Consider the following 20876-nt stretch of genomic DNA (forward strand, 5'->3'; position numbering starts at 1 on the left):
GCGCGGAACCCGCGACGGTTACAGCATGCCGCCGGCGTTGTCGCGCGCACGTTGCGCATAGCCGACGAAATCGCCCTCGGCCACGTCGTACCACAGGATCGCGCCGGAGCGTTCGACCCGGTAGCGGTCCCTGACCGGTGCGGTCTGCGGATCGCCCGGACAGCCGTCGCCGTGCTTCTCGCGCACCGCGAAATCGATCGCGGCGGAGGCGCTGGCGGCGGGTTCGGTGGTCGCCGACGGCGAGGCAGCGGCGTCGGCGGCTGCGGGTTCGGCGTCGGTCTCGGCGGCGTATTGCAGGCACTGCGCATCGGCATAGACATGGTCGGCCGCCAGACGCGTCTCCAGCATGTCCAACGCGCGGGTTTCGTCGAACGCCGCCGCAGGCGCATCGCCCGTGGCGGGTGCGGTCGCGGGGGCCGCAGCGGTCGCCGGCGCCTGCGGCGGTGCGGCCGGTGGATCCGCCGCCGGGCCGCAGCCCATGCTCAACATCGCCAGCGCCAAGGCCGCCGGCAGGCCAATGCTCTTCAACACCATCGCCGATTCCAGGAGTAATGAGCGGTGCGCGCCCGGCGCTGCCGGACACGTCGTCGCTCAGCATAGCCGAAGCCGGACGCCACGGCGTCCGGCCGGCCTGCAGGATCGGCAAGCGGAACGCCCCGGCGCAGGCCTGGCGCGGCCTGCACCGGAGCGCCCCTTGAACGCGCTACATCAGCGGAACGCGGCGACCGCCGCCTTGGTATTGACCAGCACGCGCTGGTTGTCCGCAGTGCTGGCATTGCCCATCGGCACGCCGCCGTAGGAAATGTTCGGATTGGACCAGTAGTTCAGCCGCGGGCAGCTGACCGGGCAGTTGTAGGCCATGATCGTGCGCCAGCTGTTGCCGTAGCGATAGCCATGGCCGTAGGCGTACGGCGAGGTGCTCGAATCGGTGGCGACGTCGTGGCGCGCGCTCTGCAGATGGCCGATTTCGTGCGCGAAGCTGTAGTAGCCGGTGGCGCAATCCCAGTACACCGCGGCGAACGCGGTGGCGGCGGTCGAACCGATCCCCGAGGCCAGGCCGCAGTAGCTGCTGTTGTCGATGATCAGCACGCCGACGTCGGCGGCCACGCTGTTGCGCGTGGTGTGGATGCTGTCCATGTAGCCGTCGCTGGTGCCGCGGAAGCGGCTCAGGTCGGTGGTGAAGTCGCCGGACTCGGTGTAACTGGTGGTCTGGTAGCCGGCCAATTGCATGGTGATGCCGACGTTGCTGTTGGTGTAGCCCTGGTTGGACTCGGCGACCGCCAGCTGCACCAGCGACTGCATGTTGCCGCCGTAGCTGGTCACCGCCTGGTTGGTGGCCACCACCAGCACGCGGATGGTCGCCGGCGAGCCGGACGAAGCCGCGGCGGCGGTGACGCGGTCGTCGACCACGGCCTGCGGCATCTGGATGGTCGGCAGCAGCGCGTACTCGGCCGGATGCTCGGCCGGCATGCGGCTCTCGTCGACCTCGACCAGCACGTGGCCGCCGCCGGCGATCGGGCGCAGGTGGAACAGCGTGCCGTTGCTGCGGATGCTGCCGGTGACCGTGTCGCCGCTGCGCACCAGGATCGCCGAGTTCAGCGGATCCAGGCCGGAGCGCGCGCGCGCCTTGGCCGCGGCGGCGTTGCCGAGGTTGCCGTACCAGATGCTGTTGCCGCCTTCCAGCTGTTCGGTCCTGGTCTGCGTGGCGGTGACGCGCTGGCCAAGCAGATCCAGCTCCAGCTGCGCCTGCGTGGCGTCCACCGCGGCGGCGTCCACGCGCACGCTCTGCACCGCGCCGGTGGACGGATTGGCCAGCACCCGGCTCAATGCGGGCTCGCCGGGGATGGCCTTGGAAATGTACTGGCTGCTCTGGAACAGGGGTTTTCCGGCCGCGGAAGCGGAACCGGCGACACACAGGGCAAGCATCGCGGTAAGGCAGCACATCGACTTCATGTCGTACTCCCAGGGGTGGTGAGAAGAGACGGAGCGTCGTCCCTCGCGCAGAAGGCGTCGGGCACAGCGCACGGGGGATTCCGATTAGCCGCTCAGCCAACGTTCAGCGCAAGCAACAAAGTCGATCGCGTATCCACTCAGAGATGGCCATTCCAGTTAGCGCCGTGATCGGCATCCATGCGCTGCCCTCACAGCACGCGGCCATCGCCATGGAGAGGACAGCGGCGCACGCCAAACGGCGATCGTTCGGGAACCGTCGCGCCGGCCTGCCGGGTAACGCCGGCCGCTTCGCCGCGCGGCAGCGCGCCGCCTCAGCCGGCCTGGCGTTGCAAGGCGAGCAGTTCGTCCTCGTCGAAACCGGCCAGCAGCCGCGCCGGCAGGTTGAACGGGCCGTGCAGGTAGCCGCCGGCGTATTCGCGCAGCAGCTCGGCGAACCGCGCGCGCGGCTCGATGCCGGCGCGCGCGCAATACCAGCGGTACCAGCGCGAGCCGGCGGCGACATGCGCCACTTCCTCGCGCAGGATCAGTTCCAGGATCTCGACCGTGGCGGCGTCGCCGAGCGCGCGCAGCTTCACGATCATGCCCGGGGTCACGTCCAGCCCGCGCGCCTCCAGCACGCGCGGCACCAGGGCCATGCGCGCCAGGCCGTCGTGCGCGGTCTTCTCGCACATCTCCCACAGCCCGTTGTGCGCGGCGAAATCGCCGTAGTCGTGGCCCAGCGCACGCAGCCGGTCGCGCAGCAGCGCGAAATGGCGCGATTCGTCGGCGGCCACCGCCACCCAGTCGGCGTAGAACGCGTCGGGCAAGCCGCGGAAGCGGTACACCGCGTCCCAGGCCAGGTCGATCGCGTTGAGCTCGATGTGCGCGATCGCATGGATGAAGGCGGCGCGGCCCTCGGCGCTGCCCAATCCGCGCCGCGGCAGGTCGCGCGGATGCACCAGCAACGGCCGCGGCGGACGCCCCGGCATGCGGATCGGTTCGGGCTCGGCGGCATCCGCCGGCACGCGCAGCGCGCCGGCAGCGAACGCGGCGGCGTAGCGCTGGGTCAGTGCGACCTTGTCCTCGGGCGCGCTGGCGGCCAGGCACAGCCGCGCCGCTTGCAGCAGATCCCCGCCGGCGTGCGCGTCGTGCATCGGTGCGCCACGCAACACCGCGTCAGGCGCGGCGCTTCTTCTTCGCTTCGTCCGAACGCAGCTGCATGATGCGCTCGAAGTAGCCCGGCTCGATGCCGGTGGTGTACTCGCCGTTGAAGCACGAGGAATCGAAGGTCTTCAGTTCCGGGTTGCCCTCGCGCACCGCGGTCTCCAGGTCTTCCAGGTCCTGGTAGATCAGCCAGTCGCAGCCGAGGAATTCCTGGATCTCCTGCTCGCTGCGGCCATGAGCGATCAGCTCGTCGGCGGCCGGCATGTCGATGCCGTAGATGTTCGGGTAGCGCACCGGCGGCGCGGCGCTGGCCAGGTACACCTTGCGCGCGCCGGCCTCGCGCGCCATCTGCACGATCTGCCGGCTGGTGGTGCCGCGCACGATCGAATCGTCGACCAGCAGCACCACGCGATTGCGGAATTCCAGGTGAATCGGATTGAGCTTGCGGCGCACCGACTTCACCCGCTCGACCTGCCCCGGCATGATGAAGGTGCGGCCGACGTAGCGGTTCTTGACGAAGCCCTCGCGGTACTTCACCCCGAGCACGTTGGACATCTCCAGCGCGGCGTCGCGCGAGGTGTCCGGGATCGGGATGATGGTGTCGATGTCGTGGTCCGGGCGCAGCCGCAGGATCTTCTCGCCCAGCTTCATGCCCATGCGCATGCGCGCCTTGTGCACCGAGACGTTGTCGATCATCGAGTCCGGGCGCGCGAAGTACACGTACTCGAAGATGCACGGGGTGTGGTCGGTCGGCGAGGCGCAGACCTCGGAGAACAGCTCGCCGCGGCCGGTGATCACCAGCGCCTCGCCCGGGCGCACGTCGCGCAGGCGGGTGAAGCCGAGAATGTCCAGCGCCGAGGATTCGGAAGCGACGATGTATTCGTCGCCTTCCACGCCCTCGCGCTTGCCCAGCACCAGCGGACGGATGCCGTGCGGGTCGCGGAACGCCACCAGGCCCAGGCCCAGCACCACGCTGACCACCGCATAGCCGCCCTTGCAGCGGCGGTGCACGCCGGCCACCGCGCGGATCGCCGCTTCCGGAGTCAGCATGCGCTGCGCGTCCAGCTCGTAGGCGAACACGTTCAGCAGCACTTCGCTGTCCGAATCGGTGTTGATGTTGCGCCGGTCGGCCTCGAACACCTGCTGGCGCAGCGCCTCGGTGTTGATCAGGTTGCCGTTGTGCGCCAGCGCGATGCCGTAGGGCGAATTGACGTAGAACGGCTGCGCCTCGTCCATGCCTTCCGAGCCGGCGGTGGGATAGCGGCAATGGGCGATGCCCACCCGGCCTTCCAGCACCGCCATGCGCTTCTCGTCGAAGACGTCGCGGACCAGGCCATTGGCCTTCTGCACGCGCAGGCGGGTGCCATCGGCGGTGGCGATGCCTGCGGCATCCTGCCCGCGGTGCTGCAGCACGGCCAGGCCGTCATACAGTTGCGCTGCGACATTCTGATTGCCGACGATTCCGACGATGCCACACATTTGAACGCTCTCCGCGGCGACTGCGCCGCTATTGGGAAGGTGGCCGTGCCTGGCCGTTGGATTCGACCCGTGCCGGGTCGTTTGCTGCCGGACGCGCCTGCGCCGGATCGATGTTCGCAGGCAGGACCTGGGTCGGGTCGCCGCCGGGCTGCGCGGATTGGGCACCCGGACGCCCCAGGGCCTTGGACATCACGTCCTGCAGGCCACTGGCCGACAGGGCGTTGCCCAGGGCGGCATTATCGCCTGCCAGGGGCAACTTGCCCAAATCCATCTGCTGCATGTTCATCTGTTGCAGGTTCATCTGCGACATGTCCAGTTGCGGCATCTGCGGCATGCGCCAGTCCGGCAGCTGCGCGCGCATCCAGTGCACGCCGGGGCTGAGCACCGGCAACACCACCGACTGGCGCCAGGCCTGCTCGCGGGTCAGCGGGGTGAAGCTCATCAGCAGCACCAGCACCGCGGCGAAGAACCCGCCGCGCAGCGTGCCCAGGCCGAAGCCGAGCGCGCGGTCGGTGCCGGACAGCGCGGTGGCGCGGACCGCGCTGCGGATCACCATGCCGGTGATGCCCACCACCGCCATCGTCACCACGAAGGTCAGCGCGTAGCCGCCCAGATAGTAGGTCATGCTCGGATGCGCGCCGTCGGCCAGCCAGCGGCCGGCGTTGCCGCCGAACTGGAAGGTGGCCCAGCCGGACAGCAGCCACGACAACGTGCCGACCACGATGCCGACGAAGCCGCGCAGCGCGCCGAGCAGCGCCGAGACCAGGATCACCGACAGCAACACCATATCGATCATGCGCGCCTCCTGCGGCCGGGCCGCACCATGGCGGCGGCAGCGCGCCGCGGTTCCCTTCCCTGGTACATGCTTGCGACTCCACGGGCCGAAGCCCGGTTCAAGGGTGTGGACGTACCATACCGCTGATGCCGACCTTGGAGGCGACCTGCGCGCGCAGCTGTTCGGCATCGGCGCGATTGGCGACCGGGCCGACCCGCACCCGGTTCAAGGCGCCCTTGTCGGTGCGCACCTGTTCGACGAAGGCGCTGAATCCGGCGGCGCGAACCTTGTCGCGCAACGCGTTGGCATCCTCGGCCTTGGCGAAGGCGCCCAGTTGCACGGCGAAGCCGGTGCCGGACGCGGCCGGCACGCTCGGCACGCTCGGAGCGGGCTTGGCCGCCGCGACCGGCGCCGGCGTCGCGGCCGGCTTGGCCGGCTCGGGCTTGGGCTGCTCAGGCTTGGGCGCCGCGGCGACCGGCGGCTTGGCCGCGGCCACCGGCTTGGCCGGCTCCGGCGGCAGGGTTTCGGTCTTGGCCGGCGCCGCGGTCGCTGCCGGCGTCGCCGCGGCGGCCACCGAGGATGCGCTCGGCGCGTCCAGGGTCACCACCTGCGCATTGACGTCGTTGCGCACCTTCACCGCCTGCAGGCGTACCGACTCGGCCTGGGCTCGGTCGGCATACGGGCCGATCCGCACGCGCCAGGCCTGGCGCCCGCCGATCGTGGCCGCTTCGCGGAAGCCCGGCAGCTGCGCCTGCTTGAGCCGCGCGATCACCGCATCGGCGTCGGCCTGGGTGGAATAGGCGCCGAAATTGACCGCGTAGTTGCCGGCGGCCACGGTCGGCGGCAACGGCTGCGCGGCGCTGCCGGCCGCGGCCGGCGTGGCCAGGTCGGCGGCGTCGGGGTTGTCCTGCACCGGCGCCGGTGCCGCGGCCGGCGCGCTGGCCATGCCCACGGCACCGCCGCTGGGCGCGTCGCCCGGCGTCACCAGCGGCAACTCGCGGGTCTGGAACTGGCCGTCGGCCGGAGCGTCCGGGGCCTTCAGCGGAACATTGGCGACGCCGCTGTCGGGCGCGGGGCCCTTGACCAGCATCGGCAGGAAGATCACGGCGAGCGCCACCAGGACAAGGGCGCCAATCAGTCGCTGTTTCAGGACGGTATCCACGGAAAGCTAGAGGGGGCGGCATGGCGGAGTGCCGCAGCGATTATAAGGTCGGCCGGCTGCCGGCGCGGTCAGCCGGCTGAATGCAGCCAGTGCAAGGCGTCGGCCGCCGTATGGAACGAGCCGAACACCAGCACCCGGTCGCCCGGCCGCGCCTGCGCCAGGGACTGCTGCAGCGCCTGCGCCACGCTGTCGGCGACCACGCCTGCGGCCGCGTCGGTACCGGCCAGGCGCGCCTGCAACTGCGCGCCGCTCTGGCCGCGCGCGCCGGCCAGCCCGGCCAGATGCCAGGCAGCGACCTGCCCGGCCAGCGCCTGCACCACGCCGGCCGCGTCCTTGTCGGCCAGGGCGGCGAACACCGCGCGGGTGGCGCCGGCACAGGGCTGCGCCTGCAGCGCCGCGGCCAGTTCGCGCGCCGCCTGCGGGTTGTGGCCGACATCGACCAGCACCTCGACGCCGTCGCGCACGAACGGCTGCAGCCGTCCGCGCAACTGCGCCGCGGCGATGCCCTCGGCGTAGGCGGTGCGCGGCAAGGCCCTGCGCAGCGCGCGCAAGGCGGCAATGGCGGTGGCGGCATTGGCGCGCTGCACCGGCGCGCGCAGCTGCGGCGACGGCAACTCCAGCTCGGTGCCGACGTCGCGCCAGCGCCACTGGTCGGCATCGATCGGCTCATGGAAGAAATCGCTGCCGGCGCGGATCGCGTTGGCGCCGATCGCATAGGCGCGGCGCAGCACGCTCGACGGCGGATCGATCTCGCCCAGCACCAGCGGTTTCCACGGCCGCGCGATGCCGGCCTTCTCCGCGCCGATCGCCTCGCGGTCCGCGCCCAACCAGTCGGTATGGTCGATATCGACGGTGGTGATCACCGCCACGTCGGCATCGACCAGGTTGACCGCATCCAGGCGCCCGCCCAGGCCCACTTCCAGCACCGCCAGGTCCAGCTCGGCCTGCTGGAACAGCCACAGCGCGGCCAAGGTGCCGTATTCGAAATAGGTCAGCGGGGTGTCGCCGCGCGCGGCGTCCACCGCCTCGAAGCCGGCCACCAGCTGCGCGTCGCTGGCCTCTTGCCCGCCGATGCGTACGCGCTCGTTGTAGCGCAGCAGGTGCGGCGAGGTGTAGCTGCCGACGGCCCAGCCGCCGGCACGCGCGATCGCCTCGACGAAGGCCACGGTCGAGCCCTTGCCGTTGGTGCCGCCGACGGTGACGACCTTCTTCGCCGGCCGGTCCAGGCGCATGCGCGCGGCCACCGCGCGCACGCGCTCCAGGCCCATCGCGATGTCCTGCGGGTGTTGCTGCTCGATGTAGGCGAGCCATTCGGGGAGGGTTTTCATCTGTGTATTTTCAGCCTTTCGACGAGGCGCGTTCGATCACCCGCCCACCTCTTGGAAGCAACAGCTTTCGCGCTGACGCGCGAGTCACTTTTCTTTGCTTGTGCAAAGAAAAGTAACCAAAAGAAAGCACACCCGGGCGACGCGCCCTCCGCGCTTCGCGCTCCGGGTGCGCACGTGGCATGGGCATTTTTCGAAGGCACATCCATGTGCCTACGAAAAACGGCGCGCATCGTGCGCGCCGCCCCTTCGGGGTATTCGCCCATGCCACGTGCCGCGTCTCACGGGACCCGAAAAGCGAAGCAAAAGCAAAAGCGTGCACTCGGTCAGGAATCGGAGCCGCCACTCCAAATTTGCGGATTTCGCCGCCTACAGCGCCCGATGCTTGGCCTCGCCGAAGAACGGCGTGTGGTGCGCGCAATCGTTCAGCCGCACCACTTCCAGGTGCTCGACGTCCGGGCCTTCCAGCAGGTTCAGCGTGGTCGGCGCCTGGCGGAAGCTCCACAGCTTGGCGATCGGCAGGCCCAGCACCCGGCACAGGATCACCCGGTTGACCGCATCGTGCGCCACCACCAGCAAGGTGTCGTACTCGCCCAGGCCCTCGGCGGCGCGGGTCAGGCCGCGCCAGGAACGGTCCAGCACCTGGCGCAGCGATTCGCCGCCCGGCATCAGCACCGTGTCCGGCTCCTCGCGCCAGGCGCGCAGGCGTGCCGGATCCTTGTCGTTGATCTCGCTGGCGAGCAGGCCTTCCCATTCGCCGTGCGCGATCTCCTGCAGGTCCGGATCGGTCAGCAGCATCGCCTCGCGCTGCGCGCCCAGCGCGTAGCGGGCGGTGCTCTGCGCGCGCGACAGCGGCGAGGCCACCGCGCGGGTCAGCGGCACGTCGCGCAGGCGCGCGCCGAGCGCCTGTGCCTGCGCCTCGCCGACCGGCGACAACGCGATGTCGATCTGGCCCTGGTAGCGGCCTTCGGCGTTCCACGGGGTTTCGCCGTGACGAGCGAGCAGGATGCGCATGCGCTGGAATTCCGTTGGGGGAGAGGTTGCCGTCTCGCGAGCGAAAACGGAGCGGCATGATACCTGCTCCGCCGCCGGAAACCCCCGAAACGCATCCCGCTCCGCGGCCGCCACGCCGGGCGTTTAACGCCCGGCAGGCCGCGCAATGGCGGCACAGGCCGCCGCCACGCCAGGCGCGGTTACTGCGCCAGGTTCAGTTCCTTCAGCAGCCGCGGCGCCGGCGCCACTTCCTGCATGATCCAGTGCAGGTAGCGCGAATCCACCGCGATCATCCGGGTCATGGCCGGGTCGAACACCCAGTTGGAACTCACCGACTCCCAGTTGCCGTCGAACGCCAGCCCGACCAACTTGCCCTGCGCATCGAGCACCGGCGAGCCGGAGTTGCCGCCGGTGATGTCCAGATCGGACAGGAAATCGACCGGCACCGAACCCAGCCGCTTGTCCTCCAGCCCGCCGTAGCGCTTGGCCTTGGCCGCGTCGAGCAGGGCCTTGGGCGAATCGAACGGATCGGCGCCGGTGTCCTTGGCCAGCACGCCTTCCAGCGTGGTGAACGGGGTGTAGGCCACGCCATCCTTGGGCGTGTATCCCTTGACGTTGCCGAAGGTGATGCGCAGCGAGGAGTTGGCATCGGGATAGACCGACTCGCCCTGGCTCTTCTTGTAGTCGGCCAAGGCCTGCAGGTAACGCGGACGCGCCAGCAGTTCCTCGCCTTCGCGGCGCTTCTCCTCGTGCTCGATCTGCAGCAGCGCCGGCATCAGCGCCACCGCATAGCGCAGCGCCGGGTCGTCGCTGGATTCGAACGCGGCACGGTCGGCGCGCAACCACTTCAGGCGCTCCTCGGTGCTGCCCAGCTTGGTGCCGGCCAGCCGCGCGGCGGCGGCCTGCGCATCGGCGCCGGCCAGCCACTGGTCCAGCGCCGGCAACCGCTGCGCCTTCGGCAGCTTCAGGTACTGGTCGAACCAGTAGCGCTGCAGTTGGCCGTCCATCGACGCGACGTAGCGGCGTTCCATCTGCTTCTGCGCGCCCTCGATCTCCGGCAGGTCGCGTTCCTGGTAGCCGGGTTCGCGCTCGGCATCGGGCTTGGCCCGCTCGATCGACAGGCGGTACAGCGACAGCGCGCTGCCGAGCACGCCGGTGCGGCGCATCTGGCGCAGGATCAGGTCGCGGTCGCGGGTGGCCTTGGCCTGCTCGTCCAGCGCCAGCAGCTGCGCATGCGCCTGCAGCGCGGCGCGGCCGTCGCGGCCCTGGCGCTTGAGCCAGGCCAGCACCGCGCGTTCCTCGGCCTGCTTCTGCGCGGCCGCGTCGATGCGCTTGAAGCCTTCCAGCTGCCCTTCGTAGTTCTTGGCGACGTTGTTCCAGCTGGCCATCGTCGCCGCGTACTTCACCTGGATGTCCGGATCCTGCTTGCCGGCCTGCTCGACCAGCGCGATCAGGTCGCGGTACTGGCGGCCGGCGGTGGGATAGGCCCAGTTGGCGGTGGCGTCGAATTCGGAGGCCAGCGCGTAGCGGTTGGTGCGGCCCGGATAGCCGGCCACCATCACGAAATCGCCGGCGCCCAGCGGCTGGTCGGCGAACTTCAGGAAATGCCTGGGCTGGTACGGCACGTTGTCCTTGGCGTAGGCCGCGGGCTTGCCGTCCTTGCCGACATAGGCGCGGTAGAACGAGAAATCGCCGGTGTGGCGCGGCCACATCCAGTTGTCGACGTCGCCGCCGAACTTGCCGATGCCCGACGGCGGCGCGTACGCCAGGCGCACGTCGCGGATCTCCAGGGTGCGGAACAGCCGGTAGGTATTGCCGCCGGAAAAGCTGTACAGCTCGCAGCGGTAGCCGGCCTCGGCTTCGCAGGCCGCGACCTGCGCCTTGTCGAACGCCTCCAGCGCCTGGGTGCGCTTGAGCGCGTCGCTGCCGGCGGCGGCCATCGCGGCCTTGGCCTGCTCGGTGACGTCGCTGATGCGGTCGAGCACGTAGATGCGCGCGTTCGGCCCGGCGCTGAGCTCGGCGCCGTTGCTGGCCGCGCTGAAACCGTCGCGGATCAGGTTCTTCTGCGGCGTGGAATTGAGCTGGATCGCGCCGTAGGCGCAATGATGGTTGGTCACCACCAGGCCCTGCGGCGACACGAAGCTGGCGGTGCAGCCGCCCAGCGACACCACCGCGCCCATCGGATCGCCGGTCAGGTCGGCCAGTTGCTGCGGCGACAGTTTCAACCCGGCCTGCTGCAGTTGGCCGGCGATATCCGGCAATTGCTGCGGCACCCACATGCCTTCGCCGGCACGGGCGGCCGGGGCACAGGCCAGGGTGGCGACGACGGCGACAGCCAGCAGATTCGAGCGCATCGAATGGATTCCTTCGCGACTAAACGTTAGACAGACGTTAGATTGTAACGAATGCAACCGCCGCCACGACCGTGACCAATGGCACCCCGGCACGCGCCGCAACATGGCCGCGTTCGTGGCCGGCTTATACTTCGCGCCCTCTCAACCCGAGTCTTGCACCGCCATGGCGCAAACAATGAAGGCGCTGGTCAAGCGCGACGCAGCCAAGGGCATCTGGCTGGAACAGGTGCCGGTGCCGGTGCCCGGCCCCAACGAAGTGCTGATCAAGCTGGAGAAGACCGCGATCTGCGGTACCGACCTGCACATCTATCTGTGGGACGAATGGAGCCAGCGCACGATCAAGCCCGGCCTGACCATCGGCCACGAGTTCGTCGGCCGCATCGCCGAACTCGGCTCGGCGGTCAGCGGCTACCAGGTCGGCCAGCGCGTCTCGGCCGAAGGCCACATCGTCTGCGGCCATTGCCGCAACTGCCGTGGCGGGCGCCCGCACCTGTGCCCGAACACGGTCGGCATCGGCGTCAACGTCAACGGCGCCTTCGCCGAATACATGGTGATGCCGGCCTCCAACCTGTGGCCGATCCCGGATCAGATCCCGTCCGAACTGGCCGCGTTCTTCGATCCGTACGGCAACGCCGCGCACTGCGCGCTGGAGTTCGACGTGATCGGCGAGGACGTGCTGATCACCGGCGCCGGCCCGATCGGCATCATCGCCGCCGGCATCTGCAAGCACATCGGCGCGCGCAACGTGGTGGTCACCGACGTCAACGACTTCCGCCTCAAGCTCGCCGCCGACATGGGCGCCACGCGCGTGGTCAACGTCGCCAACACCTCGCTGAAGGAGGTGATGGCCGACCTGCACATGGAAGGCTTCGACGTCGGCCTGGAGATGAGCGGCAACCCGCGCGCGTTCAACGACATGCTCGACTGCATGTACCACGGCGGCAAGATCGCGATGCTCGGCATCATGCCGCGCGGCGCCGGCTGCGACTGGGACAAGATCATCTTCAAGGGCCTGACCGTGCAGGGCATCTACGGCCGCAAGATGTACGAGACCTGGTACAAGATGACCCAGCTGGTGCTGTCCGGTTTCCCGCTCGGCAAGGTGCTGACCCACCAACTGACCATCGACGAGTTCCAGAAGGGCTTCGACCTGATGGAAGAAGGCAAGGCCGGCAAGGTGGTGTTGAGCTGGTGAGGTCCGGCGCGGCGGCGGCGATGCCGCGCTGCGCCGCCAGGACGTGCGTCGTCGGCCTGGCGATCGCACAAAGAAGAAGGGCGCCGCAAGGCGCCCTTCTTCGTTCGCGACGGTGTTGCGCGGATCAGAACGCGATCGTTCCAGAGACCGCGAAGCGGTGGTCGGCCAGCTTCTCGGTGAAGTTCTGGTTGCCCTTGTCGTCGGTGTCGTAGTAGCCCACGCTCAACGCCAGCGGACCGACCATCTTGCCGACGCTGACGCTGTAGTCGGTGTAGTCCTGGTACTGCGCCAGCGCGCTGGCATAGGTGGTGCGGCCGACGTGCGCGCCGATGCTGAAGTCGTTCGGCAGGCTCCAGTTCCCGTCCAGCGCGTAGTAGAAGCTGTCCTCGTCCAGGTTGTAGACGTCGTCGGTATACGCCACGGTCAAGGAGTAGGTCTTGAGGAACTTGGTCTTGGTGATCAGTTCGTTGTAGTTCGACTTGCCGGAGCCCGGATAACCGTAGCGGTTGACCATCACGTCGAAGTTCCAGTTCTCGGAGAAATCGACGTTGTAGCCGATGAAGCCGTCCACTTCCCAATCCGGGTCGCCGGCGCCGAAATCGACGTTGGAACCCCAGGTGCCGACATACAGGCCGAACGGCGAGGTGTAGGTGAGGCCGGCCTGGAACGCGGGGCCTTCGTTGGTCTGCGAGACGCCGCGGAACACGTAGTCGCTGACCACGCCATAGGAGCCGGTAATCGGCGAGGCAGCGGCCTCGTCCTGGGCCAACGCACTCAGCGGGGAGGCGGCCAGCGCCACGGCCAGGGCGACACCAAGCTTGATCTTGTTCACCGGTAATTCTCCTGCGGGTTGACGAGGGGGTGGTTCCAGCGCGTACTGCCATGCTGGCTTCACACTTTTTTAACCGGTTTTTTCTTGCAGTGCAACACTTTCAAGACAAACCAAGTCATCGCAGGCCTTGCGGCTGCGTCCTTCGGGTCAAACCTTGTCTACGCCATGCGCCCGCGGTCTGCGCCGCGCCAGCGGACCGGCCCGCCTCTCATTCTGATTGCCGGCCGGGAACACTGTGGGAGCGACTTCAGTCGCGACGGGCTTCCCAGGTAACGGGCGTCGCGACTGAAGTCGCTCCCACAGAAGTCGCTTCCGCACATGCCGTCGAGTGCAAAGACGACGAGCGAAACGCGCGAGCGCCGTTGCGCGCCGTATCCCGAATCCGTTAGCCGCGCTGCTGCGCGAACAGGCCGAAGCGGCGTGCGCTCAGCTGCAGCACCTGGCCGGGCGCATAGCGCGTCGCGCCCTCGCCCGCCGGCAGTTCCACTTCCACTTCGTCCTGGCCATGCGCCAGCTGCGCGCGCAGGCGCAGGCGCGAGCCGCTGCGCTGCGAGGACAGCACCGTCGCCGCCCAGCCGCTGTCGCTGGGCGCCAGGTCTTCCGGGCGCACGTACAGGTCGACCGGGCCGCTGGACAGCGGCGTGTCCGGTGCCGGCAGCGCCAGGCCGGCGACCTGCAGCTGGCCGTCGTGCAACTGTGCCGGCAGCCGGTTGACCGCGCCGACGAAGCCGTACACGAACGGCGACACCGGGCGGTCGTAGACGTCGGCCGGGCTGCCGAGCTGTTCGATGCGCCCGCGGTTGAGGATCGCCACGCGGTCGGCCAGTTCCAGCGCTTCTTCCTGGTCGTGGGTGACGAACACCGTGGTCAGCCCGGTGCGGTCGTGCAGTTCGCGCAGCCAGCGCCGCAGGTCGCGCCGCACCTGCGCGTCGAGCGCGCCGAACGGTTCGTCCAGCAGCAGCACGCGCGGCTCGATCGCCAGCGCGCGCGCCAGCGCCACGCGCTGGCGCTGGCCGCCGGACAGCTGGGTCGGGTAACGCGACTCCAGCCCGTCCAGTTGCACCAGCGCGAGCAGTTCGGTCACCCGCGCCCGGATCGCCGATTCGGCCAGGCGCTCGGCGCCGCGGCGCACGCGCAGGCCGAAGGCGATGTTGTCGCGCACGGTCATGTGCCGGAACAGCGCGTAGTGCTGGAACACGAAGCCGACCCGGCGCGACTGCACCGGCAGACCGGTCGCGTCCTCGCCGTCGATCAGCACGCGCCCGGCGTCGGCATGCTCCAGCCCGGCGATCACCCGCAGCAAGGTGGTCTTGCCCGAGCCGGACGGCCCCAGCAATGCCAGCAACTCGCCCTGGCGGATGTCCAGGCTGACGTCGTCGAGCGCGACGAACTCGTCGAAACGCTTGCCCAGGTGCTGTACGCGGATGGTCATCGCAACCTCAGTGTCGGTGATTGGCGGCCAGCGATTCGCCGTGGCGCCATTCCAGGTAGGACTTCAGCGCCAGGGTCAGCAGCGCGGTCAGCGCCAGCAGGCTGGCGCAGGCGAACGCGGCGCTGTAGGCGTACTCGTTGTAGAGGATCTCCACGTGCAGCGGCAGCGTGTTGGTGCGCCCGCGGATATGCCCGGACACCACCGACACCGCTCCGAACTCGCCCATCGCCCGCGCACTGCACAGCAGCACGCCGTACAGCAGACCCCAGCGGATGTTGGGCATGGTCACCCGCCAGAACATCTGCCAGCCGTTGGCGCCCAGGCTCAACGCCGCCAGTTCCTCGTCGCTGCCCTGCTGCTCCATCAGCGGCATCAGCTCGCGGGCGATGAACGGGAAGGTGACGAAGGTGGTCGCCAGCACGATGCCGGGCAGCGCGAACACGATCCGCGGCAGCTGCAGCAGCACCTCGCCGAACACCGGCAGGTGCAGCCGCCAGCCTTCGTCGATCAGCGGCCAGGCCCAGCCGCTGCGGCCGAAGATCAGGATGAAGACCAGGCCGGCGACCACCGGCGACACCGAGAACGGCAGGTCGATCAGGCTCACCAGCAGGCGCTTGCCGGGGAAGGAGTGCTTGCTCACCGCCCACGCCGCGGCCACGCCGAACACCAGGTTCAACGGCACCACGATCGCGGTCACCAGCAGGGTCAGGCGGATCGCCGCGAGCGCATCGGGATCGGAGATCGCCCGCCAGAACACGCCGATACCGCCGCGCAGCGCCTCGACGAATACCAGCAGCAGCGGCAGGAACAGGAACGACAGCAGGAAGCCCAGCGCCCCGAGGATCAGCAGCACCTGCACCCACCACGGCTCGGTGGTGACCGAAGCGACGCGACGGCGGGCAGCAGGCGGCGATGCGCTCAACGCAGTCTCCGAGAACGGGATGGTCAAGCTGGACACGGTATCGTTCATCTCAATGCGCCGCCAGACCGCGCCGCGCGAAGCGCGCCTGCACGCCGTTGACCACCAGCAGCATCAGCAACGACAGCAGCAGCATCGCCGCGGCGATCGCGGTCGCGCCGGCGTAGTCGAATTCCTCCAGGCGGATGGTGATCAGCAGCGGCGCGATCTCGGTCGCGTTGGGCAGGTTGCCGGCGATGAAGATCACCGAGCCGTACTCGCCGATGCCGCGCGCGAAGGCCAGCGCGAATCCGGTCAGCACCGCCGGCCACAGCGCCGGCAGCACCACGCGGCGGATGGTCTGCCAGCGGCCGGCGCCGAGCGTGGCCGCGGCCTCTTCCACGTCGCGCTCGGCCTCGGCCAGCACCGGCTGCACGATCCGCACCACGAACGGCAGCCCCACGAACACCAGCGCCACCACGATGCCGAGCTGGGTGTAGGCGATCTTCAGCCCCAACGGTTCCAGCCAGCGGCCGACCCAGCCGTTGCCGCCGTACAGCGCGGTCAGCGCGATGCCGGCCACCGCGGTCGGCAGCGCGAACGGCAGGTCGATCATCGCGTCGAACAGGCGCTTGCCGGGGAAGCGGTAGCGCACGAACACCCAAGCCACCCAGGTGCCCATCACCGCATTGAACGCGGCGGCGACGAAGGCGGTGCCGAAGCTGACCCGCAGCGCCGACAGCACCCGCGGCTCGCTCCACACCTGCCATACGCCGTGCCAGCCCAGGCCGCTGGTCTTGAGCACCACGCCCAGCAGCGGGATCAGCACCACCAGTCCCAGCCAGGTCAGGGTGATGCCCAGGCTCAGGCCGAGCCCGGGAATCACCCTGCGCCGCGACGGAGCGCGCGTGGCCGCGGCGGCATTCACTCCCATCGCGTCACTTGCTCGCCTGGATCTGGTCGAACAGCCCGCCATCGTTGAAGTGCTCGGCCTGAGCCTTGGCCCAGGAGCCGAACGCCTGGTCGATGGTCACCAGCTGCACCTTCGGCAGGCGCGCGATGTCGGCGCGGTCGGCGTATTCGGGATGGCGCGGGCGGTAGTAGTGCTTGGCCGCGATCTTCTGCCCTTCCGGCGAATACAGATACTTCAGGTATTCCTCGGCGACGTCGCGGGTACCGTGCTTGTCCACGTTCTTGTCGACCACCGCCACCGACGGCTCGGCCAGGATCGACAGCTTCGGCACCACGATCTCGAACTTGTCCTTGCCCAGTTCCTCCTGCGCCAGGAACGCCTCGTTCTCCCAGGCCAGCAGCACGTCGCCGATGCCGCGCTGGACGAAGGTGGTGGTGGCGCCGCGCGCGCCGGTGTCCAGCACCGGCACGTTGCGGAACAGCGCGCGCATGTAGCCGAGGATGCGCTCGCGGTCGCCCTTGAAGATGTGGTCGGCGTAGGCCCAGGCGGCCAGGTAGTTCCAGCGCGCGCCGCCGGAGGTCTTCGGATTCGGGGTGATCACCGACACGCCGGTGCGCAGCAGGTCCGGCCAGTCCTTGATCTTCTTCGGGTTGCCCTTGCGCACCAGGAACACGATGGTGGAGGTGTACGGCGCGCTGTTGTCGGGCAGGCGCTTGGCCCAGCCCGGATCGATCAGCTTGCCCTTGTCGGCGATCGCGTCCACGTCGTAGGCCAGCGCCAGCGTCACCACATCGGCCTCGACCCCGTCGATGACCGAGCGCGCCTGCTTGCCGGAACCGCCATGCGAGGTTTCCACCGTCACCTTGTCGCCGCTGTGGGTCTGCTCCCAGTGCTTGGCGAAGGCGGCGTTGTAGTCGCGGTACAGCTCGCGCGTGGGATCGTAGGACACGTTGAGCAGCTGCACGTCGCGCGCGGCGGCGGTGCCGGCGAACGCGCACAGCGCGAGCGCGAGCAGCGGGCTGAATCGGCGCGGCAGGAGGCTGGGCATGGACGGATCTCCGGAAGAGGGTCAGGGGGCACGGGCGGTCCGGCCATGCGACCACGGCCAGTGCGCCATGCTGCGCAGCCGCATTGGTCCGGTGAAATGACTTCGCCGTCGATGCTTATGCCATTTTTGCATGACGCCCGCCGACCTTCGCACACGCCGCGTTAAAATCTCCACCTCTCCCGCCTGCGCGTGCCCGTCATGACCGATTCCCGCCTCACCCAGCACTACGCCGACGAACTGGACGCGATCCGCGCGCAGGGCCTGTTCAAGTCCGAACGCATCATCGTCGGCCCGCAGTCGGCCGAGATCGTGCTGGCCGACGGCCGCCGCGTGCTGAACTTCTGCGCCAACAACTACCTGGGCCTGGCCGACCATCCGGCGCTGATCGCCGCGGCCAAGGACGCGCTGGACACCCACGGCTTCGGCATGGCCTCGGTGCGCTTCATCTGCGGCACCCAGGACCTGCACAAGCAACTGGAAGCGCGTATCGCCGAGTTCTTCGGCACCGAGGACACCATCCTCTACGCCGCCTGCTTCGACGCCAACGGCGGCCTGTTCGAGCCGCTGCTCGGCGAGGCCGATGCGATCATTTCCGACGCGCTCAACCATGCCTCGATCATCGACGGCGTGCGCCTGTGCAAGGCCAAGCGCTTCCGCTACGCCAACTGCGACATGGCCGACCTGGAAGCGCAGCTGCAGGCCGCCGATGCGGCCGGCTGCAAGACCAAGCTGATCACCAGCGACGGCGTGTTCTCGATGGACGGCTTCATCGCCCCGCTGGACGAGATCACCGCGCTGGCGAAGCAGTACGGCGCGCTGGTGCATATCGACGAGTGCCACGCCACCGGCTTCCTCGGCGCGACCGGCCGCGGCTCGGCCGAGGTCAAGGGCGTGATGGACCGGATCGACATCTTCACCGGCACCCTGGGCAAGGCCATGGGCGGCGCGCTGGGCGGCTTCACCACCGGCCGGCGCGAGGTGATCGAACTGCTGCGCCAGCGCTCGCGCCCCTACCTGTTCTCCAATTCGCTGCCGCCACACGTGGTCGCCGCCGGGATCAAGGCCTTCGCGATGCTGGACGCGGCCGCCGACCTGCGCGCGCAACTGGTCGAGAACACCCGCCACTTCCGCGAGCGCATGGCCGCGGCCGGATTCGACATCAAGCCCGGCACCCACCCGATCTGCCCGGTGATGCTGTACGACGCGCCGCTGGCGCAGCGCTTCGCCGAACGGCTGCTGGAGGAAGGCATCTATGCGATCGGCTTCTTCTTCCCGGTGGTGCCCAAGGGGCAGGCGCGGATCCGCACCCAGATCAGCGCCGCGCATACCCGCGCGCAGCTGGACCGGGCGATCGACGCCTTCGTCCGCATCGGCCGCGAGTTGAACGTCATCCCCGCCTGAGCATGCGCACGGTCCTGCGCCAACGGCTGTTGCTGGCGGCGCGGACCGATGCACACGCGCAAGCGCTGGAGGACGGCTGGGAGACGCGCTGCCTGCATTGCCGCCGGCGCCTGCGCCTGCGCGCCGACGGCGAACCGCTCGGCCACAGCACGCTGGAGCACGTGGTGCCGCAGGCCTGGTTCGGCCGCCGCGCGGCAGCGCCGCTGTGCGCCCTGGTCGGCGGCGACCCGAACGATGCGCGCAATCTGGCGCTGGCCTGCGCCAGCTGCAACCACACCAAGGGCCGCCATCACGATGCGCGCGGCCCGCAGGATGCGCGCGCCTACGCGGTGGTCGCCGCCCTGCTCAGCGCACGGCTGGCGCGCTGGCGTCCGCTGCCGGCGCCAGCGCCCTGACCTCGGCGGCACTGAGTTCGCGCCAGGCGCCCTTGCCCAGTTCGCCCAGCGCCAGCCCGCCGATCGCCACCCGCACCAGGCGCAGCACGCCCAGATCGAGTTCGGCGAGTAGGCGCCGGATCTGCCGGTTGCGGCCCTCGTCCAGTACCACTTCGAGCCAGGCGTGCTTGTCGCCTTGCCGCAGCAGCCGCACCTGCTTGGCGCGCAGCGGCTCGCCGTCGGCGACCACGCCGGCGCACATGCGCGCCAGCAATGCCGCATCGGGCAGCGCATCGACCTGCACGTGATAGGTCTTGTCCGGGCCGCTGGCCGGATCGGCGACCCGTGCCGCCCACTGCGGATCATTGCAGAACAGCAACAAGCCCTCGCTGGCCTTGTCCAGGCGCCCGACCGGCGCCAGCCAGGGCAGCCCGGCACCGTCGAAACAGCGGTAGACGGTATCGCGGCCGCGCTCGTCCTGCGCGGTGGTGACCAGGCCGCGCGGCTTGTTGAGCATCAGGTACAGGCGCTGCGTGGCAGCCAGCGGCAGGCCATCGAGCGCCAGGCGGTGGCGGCCGCGCAGGATCGGGAATTCGGGATCGGTGACGGTGCGGCCGTCGACCGCGACGCGGCCGGCGGCGATCCAGCGCGCGGCTTCGGTGCGCGAGCACAGGCCGAGCTTGGACAGCGTGCGCGCCAGGCCGTGGCGGGCTTCGCCGGCCGCAGCCGCGCGCGGCGACCGCGGGGCGCTGGCCGCCGGCACCGACGTGCGCGATGCGGGGCGGCGGGAACGCGAAGGAGATTTCACCGCTCGCGCTTAGTACGCAGGCGCGGTCGGCGACCGCGCGCCGCGCTTACTGCTTGTCGACCGGCGCGGCCGCGTCGGGCGCCGGTGCGGCGGCGGGCACCGCGGCTGGCGCCGGACGCGCCTTGACCACGCGCACGCCGCGCGCCTTCATCCAGGCGTCGAACTCTTCGGCGGTCATGCGCTTGCCGTTCTGGCTCATGTCGAAGCGCCACGGGGTGTTGTCGAACGCGGTGGTCGGCTTGTAGGCGGCCGGATCGTTCGGCTTCACCGCACCGCCGGCCGGCATCGCGTTGGCCAGGCTCTGGCAGCCCTCGGCGCGCAGCCGCAGCAGCACCCGGTCCAGCGACTGGTCGCTGCTGTAGGACTGCGCCAGCACGCCGCTGGGCATGCCCAGCTGCAGGTTGCGCGTGTACAGCTCCGAGGCGATCGGCGCACCGACCGTGGCCGGCAGCGGCAGCGGCTTGGGCAGCACGTCGCCGGAACAATCCGGTGCGGCGTGAGCGGCAGGAATCAAGGCAAGACCAAGCAGGCCGGCCGTAACGATACGCAGCATCGGTTTTTTTCCATTCAGGCGAGACGACGCCGCGAGTGTAGGCAGGGCCAGGCGCAGTTTCAACCGATACCGGCACTGCATGCGCTAAATAATTGGGAAGGCTGAAAAAGTTCAGCTTGGCAGAGAGCTTTTTGCCGCCTTTGTAAGAGCGGCTTCAGCCGCGACATTGGCGTTGCCGGAGAGGAACTGTCGCGGCTGAAGCCGCTCCTACAGAAGCGCGCGAGGTTTTCCGGGCGCA

At 69.5% G+C, this 20876-nt stretch carries 19 protein-coding genes; 3 read left to right on the forward strand and 16 right to left on the reverse strand.

Going from position 1 to position 20876, the window contains the following annotated elements:
• Positions 1-18 precede the first annotated feature (18 nt).
• The 9 genes from H9658_RS08565 to H9658_RS08605 form a co-directional block, all read right to left on the reverse strand.
• Entirely contained in the window at positions 19-534 is a 516-nt protein-coding gene (locus tag H9658_RS08565; RefSeq protein ID WP_191825043.1) for a hypothetical protein, read from the reverse strand.
• A gap of 174 nt (positions 535-708) precedes the next feature.
• On the reverse strand, positions 709-1953 hold the full coding sequence (locus H9658_RS08570; RefSeq protein ID WP_179570618.1) for a zinc-dependent metalloprotease: 1245 nt from the start codon (positions 1951-1953) through the stop codon (positions 709-711).
• 311 nt (positions 1954-2264) lie between these two features.
• Complete coding sequence (locus tag H9658_RS08575; protein ID WP_179570617.1) at positions 2265-3086, reverse strand: ferritin-like domain-containing protein; 822 nt, start codon at positions 3084-3086, stop codon at positions 2265-2267.
• Between the two features lie 22 nt (positions 3087-3108).
• Entirely contained in the window at positions 3109-4575 is a 1467-nt protein-coding gene (purF, locus tag H9658_RS08580) for an amidophosphoribosyltransferase (RefSeq protein ID WP_179570616.1), read from the reverse strand.
• Between the two features lie 28 nt (positions 4576-4603).
• On the reverse strand, positions 4604-5371 hold the full coding sequence (locus H9658_RS08585; protein WP_191825044.1) for a CvpA family protein: 768 nt from the start codon (positions 5369-5371) through the stop codon (positions 4604-4606).
• A gap of 97 nt (positions 5372-5468) precedes the next feature.
• Positions 5469-6512 (reverse strand): SPOR domain-containing protein, encoded by a 1044-nt coding sequence (locus tag H9658_RS08590; protein ID WP_191825045.1) that lies wholly within the window; start codon positions 6510-6512, stop codon positions 5469-5471.
• A gap of 68 nt (positions 6513-6580) precedes the next feature.
• Positions 6581-7840 (reverse strand): bifunctional tetrahydrofolate synthase/dihydrofolate synthase, encoded by a 1260-nt coding sequence (folC, locus tag H9658_RS08595; protein ID WP_191825046.1) that lies wholly within the window; start codon positions 7838-7840, stop codon positions 6581-6583.
• A 366-nt stretch (positions 7841-8206) separates the two neighbouring features.
• The gene (locus H9658_RS08600) at positions 8207-8851 is read right to left on the reverse strand and encodes a histidine phosphatase family protein (protein ID WP_191825047.1); all 645 of its coding nucleotides are present in this window, start codon (positions 8849-8851) and stop codon (positions 8207-8209) included.
• Positions 8852-9030: 179 nt separating this feature from the next.
• Entirely contained in the window at positions 9031-11184 is a 2154-nt protein-coding gene (locus tag H9658_RS08605) for a S46 family peptidase (protein ID WP_191825048.1), read from the reverse strand.
• A gap of 163 nt (positions 11185-11347) precedes the next feature.
• On the opposite strand from H9658_RS08605, the gene tdh reads away from it, so the two are divergent.
• Entirely contained in the window at positions 11348-12379 is a 1032-nt protein-coding gene (gene tdh / locus H9658_RS08610) for an L-threonine 3-dehydrogenase (RefSeq protein WP_179570610.1), read from the forward strand.
• A 124-nt stretch (positions 12380-12503) separates the two neighbouring features.
• Here tdh and H9658_RS08615 read toward each other — a convergent pair whose 3' ends face one another.
• The 5 genes from H9658_RS08615 to H9658_RS08635 form a co-directional block, all read right to left on the reverse strand.
• A complete protein-coding gene (locus H9658_RS08615) occupies positions 12504-13211 on the reverse strand; it encodes a TorF family putative porin (protein ID WP_191825049.1) in 708 nt (235 codons plus the stop codon).
• A gap of 385 nt (positions 13212-13596) precedes the next feature.
• Positions 13597-14643 (reverse strand): sulfate/molybdate ABC transporter ATP-binding protein, encoded by a 1047-nt coding sequence (locus tag H9658_RS08620; protein ID WP_179570608.1) that lies wholly within the window; start codon positions 14641-14643, stop codon positions 13597-13599.
• 7 nt (positions 14644-14650) lie between these two features.
• Entirely contained in the window at positions 14651-15613 is a 963-nt protein-coding gene (gene cysW, locus H9658_RS08625) for a sulfate ABC transporter permease subunit CysW (protein ID WP_225209830.1), read from the reverse strand.
• 1 nt (position 15614) lies between these two features.
• The gene (gene cysT, locus H9658_RS08630; RefSeq protein ID WP_179570607.1) at positions 15615-16475 is read right to left on the reverse strand and encodes a sulfate ABC transporter permease subunit CysT; all 861 of its coding nucleotides are present in this window, start codon (positions 16473-16475) and stop codon (positions 15615-15617) included.
• Positions 16476-16479: 4 nt separating this feature from the next.
• Positions 16480-17502: a sulfate ABC transporter substrate-binding protein gene (locus tag H9658_RS08635; RefSeq protein WP_225209831.1), complete on the reverse strand. Its 1023-nt coding sequence runs from the start codon at positions 17500-17502 to the stop codon at positions 16480-16482.
• A 198-nt stretch (positions 17503-17700) separates the two neighbouring features.
• On the opposite strand from H9658_RS08635, the gene kbl reads away from it, so the two are divergent.
• Together kbl and H9658_RS08645 are read left to right on the forward strand one after the other, a co-directional pair.
• A complete protein-coding gene (kbl, locus tag H9658_RS08640; protein ID WP_179570606.1) occupies positions 17701-18903 on the forward strand; it encodes a glycine C-acetyltransferase in 1203 nt (400 codons plus the stop codon).
• Between the two features lie 2 nt (positions 18904-18905).
• Positions 18906-19298 carry an HNH endonuclease gene (locus tag H9658_RS08645; protein WP_191825050.1) on the forward strand — a complete coding sequence of 131 codons (393 nt, stop codon included), beginning with the start codon at positions 18906-18908 and terminating at the stop codon, positions 19296-19298.
• Here H9658_RS08645 and H9658_RS08650 read toward each other — a convergent pair.
• A complete protein-coding gene (locus H9658_RS08650) occupies positions 19249-20040 on the reverse strand; it encodes a pseudouridine synthase (RefSeq protein ID WP_191825096.1) in 792 nt (263 codons plus the stop codon). The two genes, H9658_RS08645 and H9658_RS08650, sit on opposite strands and share 50 nt — an antisense overlap.
• Positions 20041-20131: 91 nt before the next feature.
• Positions 20132-20638 (reverse strand): hypothetical protein, encoded by a 507-nt coding sequence (locus tag H9658_RS08655; RefSeq protein ID WP_179570604.1) that lies wholly within the window; start codon positions 20636-20638, stop codon positions 20132-20134.
• Positions 20639-20876: the final 238 nt, after the last annotated feature.

Origin of the sequence: Xanthomonas bonasiae (assembly GCF_014836395.1) — a bacterium.
Lineage (GTDB): Bacteria > Pseudomonadota > Gammaproteobacteria > Xanthomonadales > Xanthomonadaceae > Xanthomonas_A > Xanthomonas_A bonasiae.

What these genes read in the sequence shown, in the direction of transcription:
- cysW (WP_225209830.1), bottom strand. Translation starts at nt 15,613, where the DNA reads ATGAACGATACCGTGTCCAGCTTGACCATCCCGTTCTCGGAGACTGCG.
- H9658_RS08575 (WP_179570617.1), bottom strand. Translation starts at nt 3,086, where the DNA reads ATGCACGACGCGCACGCCGGCGGGGATCTGCTGCAAGCGGCGCGGCTG.
- H9658_RS08655 (WP_179570604.1), bottom strand. Translation starts at nt 20,638, where the DNA reads ATGCTGCGTATCGTTACGGCCGGCCTGCTTGGTCTTGCCTTGATTCCT.
- kbl (WP_179570606.1), top strand. Translation starts at nt 17,701, where the DNA reads ATGACCGATTCCCGCCTCACCCAGCACTACGCCGACGAACTGGACGCG.
- H9658_RS08605 (WP_191825048.1), bottom strand. Translation starts at nt 11,184, where the DNA reads ATGCGCTCGAATCTGCTGGCTGTCGCCGTCGTCGCCACCCTGGCCTGT.
- purF (WP_179570616.1), bottom strand. Translation starts at nt 4,575, where the DNA reads ATGTGTGGCATCGTCGGAATCGTCGGCAATCAGAATGTCGCAGCGCAA.
- H9658_RS08570 (WP_179570618.1), bottom strand. Translation starts at nt 1,953, where the DNA reads ATGAAGTCGATGTGCTGCCTTACCGCGATGCTTGCCCTGTGTGTCGCC.
- tdh (WP_179570610.1), top strand. Translation starts at nt 11,348, where the DNA reads ATGGCGCAAACAATGAAGGCGCTGGTCAAGCGCGACGCAGCCAAGGGC.
- H9658_RS08645 (WP_191825050.1), top strand. Translation starts at nt 18,906, where the DNA reads ATGCGCACGGTCCTGCGCCAACGGCTGTTGCTGGCGGCGCGGACCGAT.
- H9658_RS08635 (WP_225209831.1), bottom strand. Translation starts at nt 17,502, where the DNA reads ATGCCCAGCCTCCTGCCGCGCCGATTCAGCCCGCTGCTCGCGCTCGCG.
- folC (WP_191825046.1), bottom strand. Translation starts at nt 7,840, where the DNA reads ATGAAAACCCTCCCCGAATGGCTCGCCTACATCGAGCAGCAACACCCG.
- cysT (WP_179570607.1), bottom strand. Translation starts at nt 16,475, where the DNA reads ATGGGAGTGAATGCCGCCGCGGCCACGCGCGCTCCGTCGCGGCGCAGG.
- H9658_RS08600 (WP_191825047.1), bottom strand. Translation starts at nt 8,851, where the DNA reads ATGCGCATCCTGCTCGCTCGTCACGGCGAAACCCCGTGGAACGCCGAA.
- H9658_RS08620 (WP_179570608.1), bottom strand. Translation starts at nt 14,643, where the DNA reads ATGACCATCCGCGTACAGCACCTGGGCAAGCGTTTCGACGAGTTCGTC.
- H9658_RS08585 (WP_191825044.1), bottom strand. Translation starts at nt 5,371, where the DNA reads ATGATCGATATGGTGTTGCTGTCGGTGATCCTGGTCTCGGCGCTGCTC.
- H9658_RS08565 (WP_191825043.1), bottom strand. Translation starts at nt 534, where the DNA reads ATGGTGTTGAAGAGCATTGGCCTGCCGGCGGCCTTGGCGCTGGCGATG.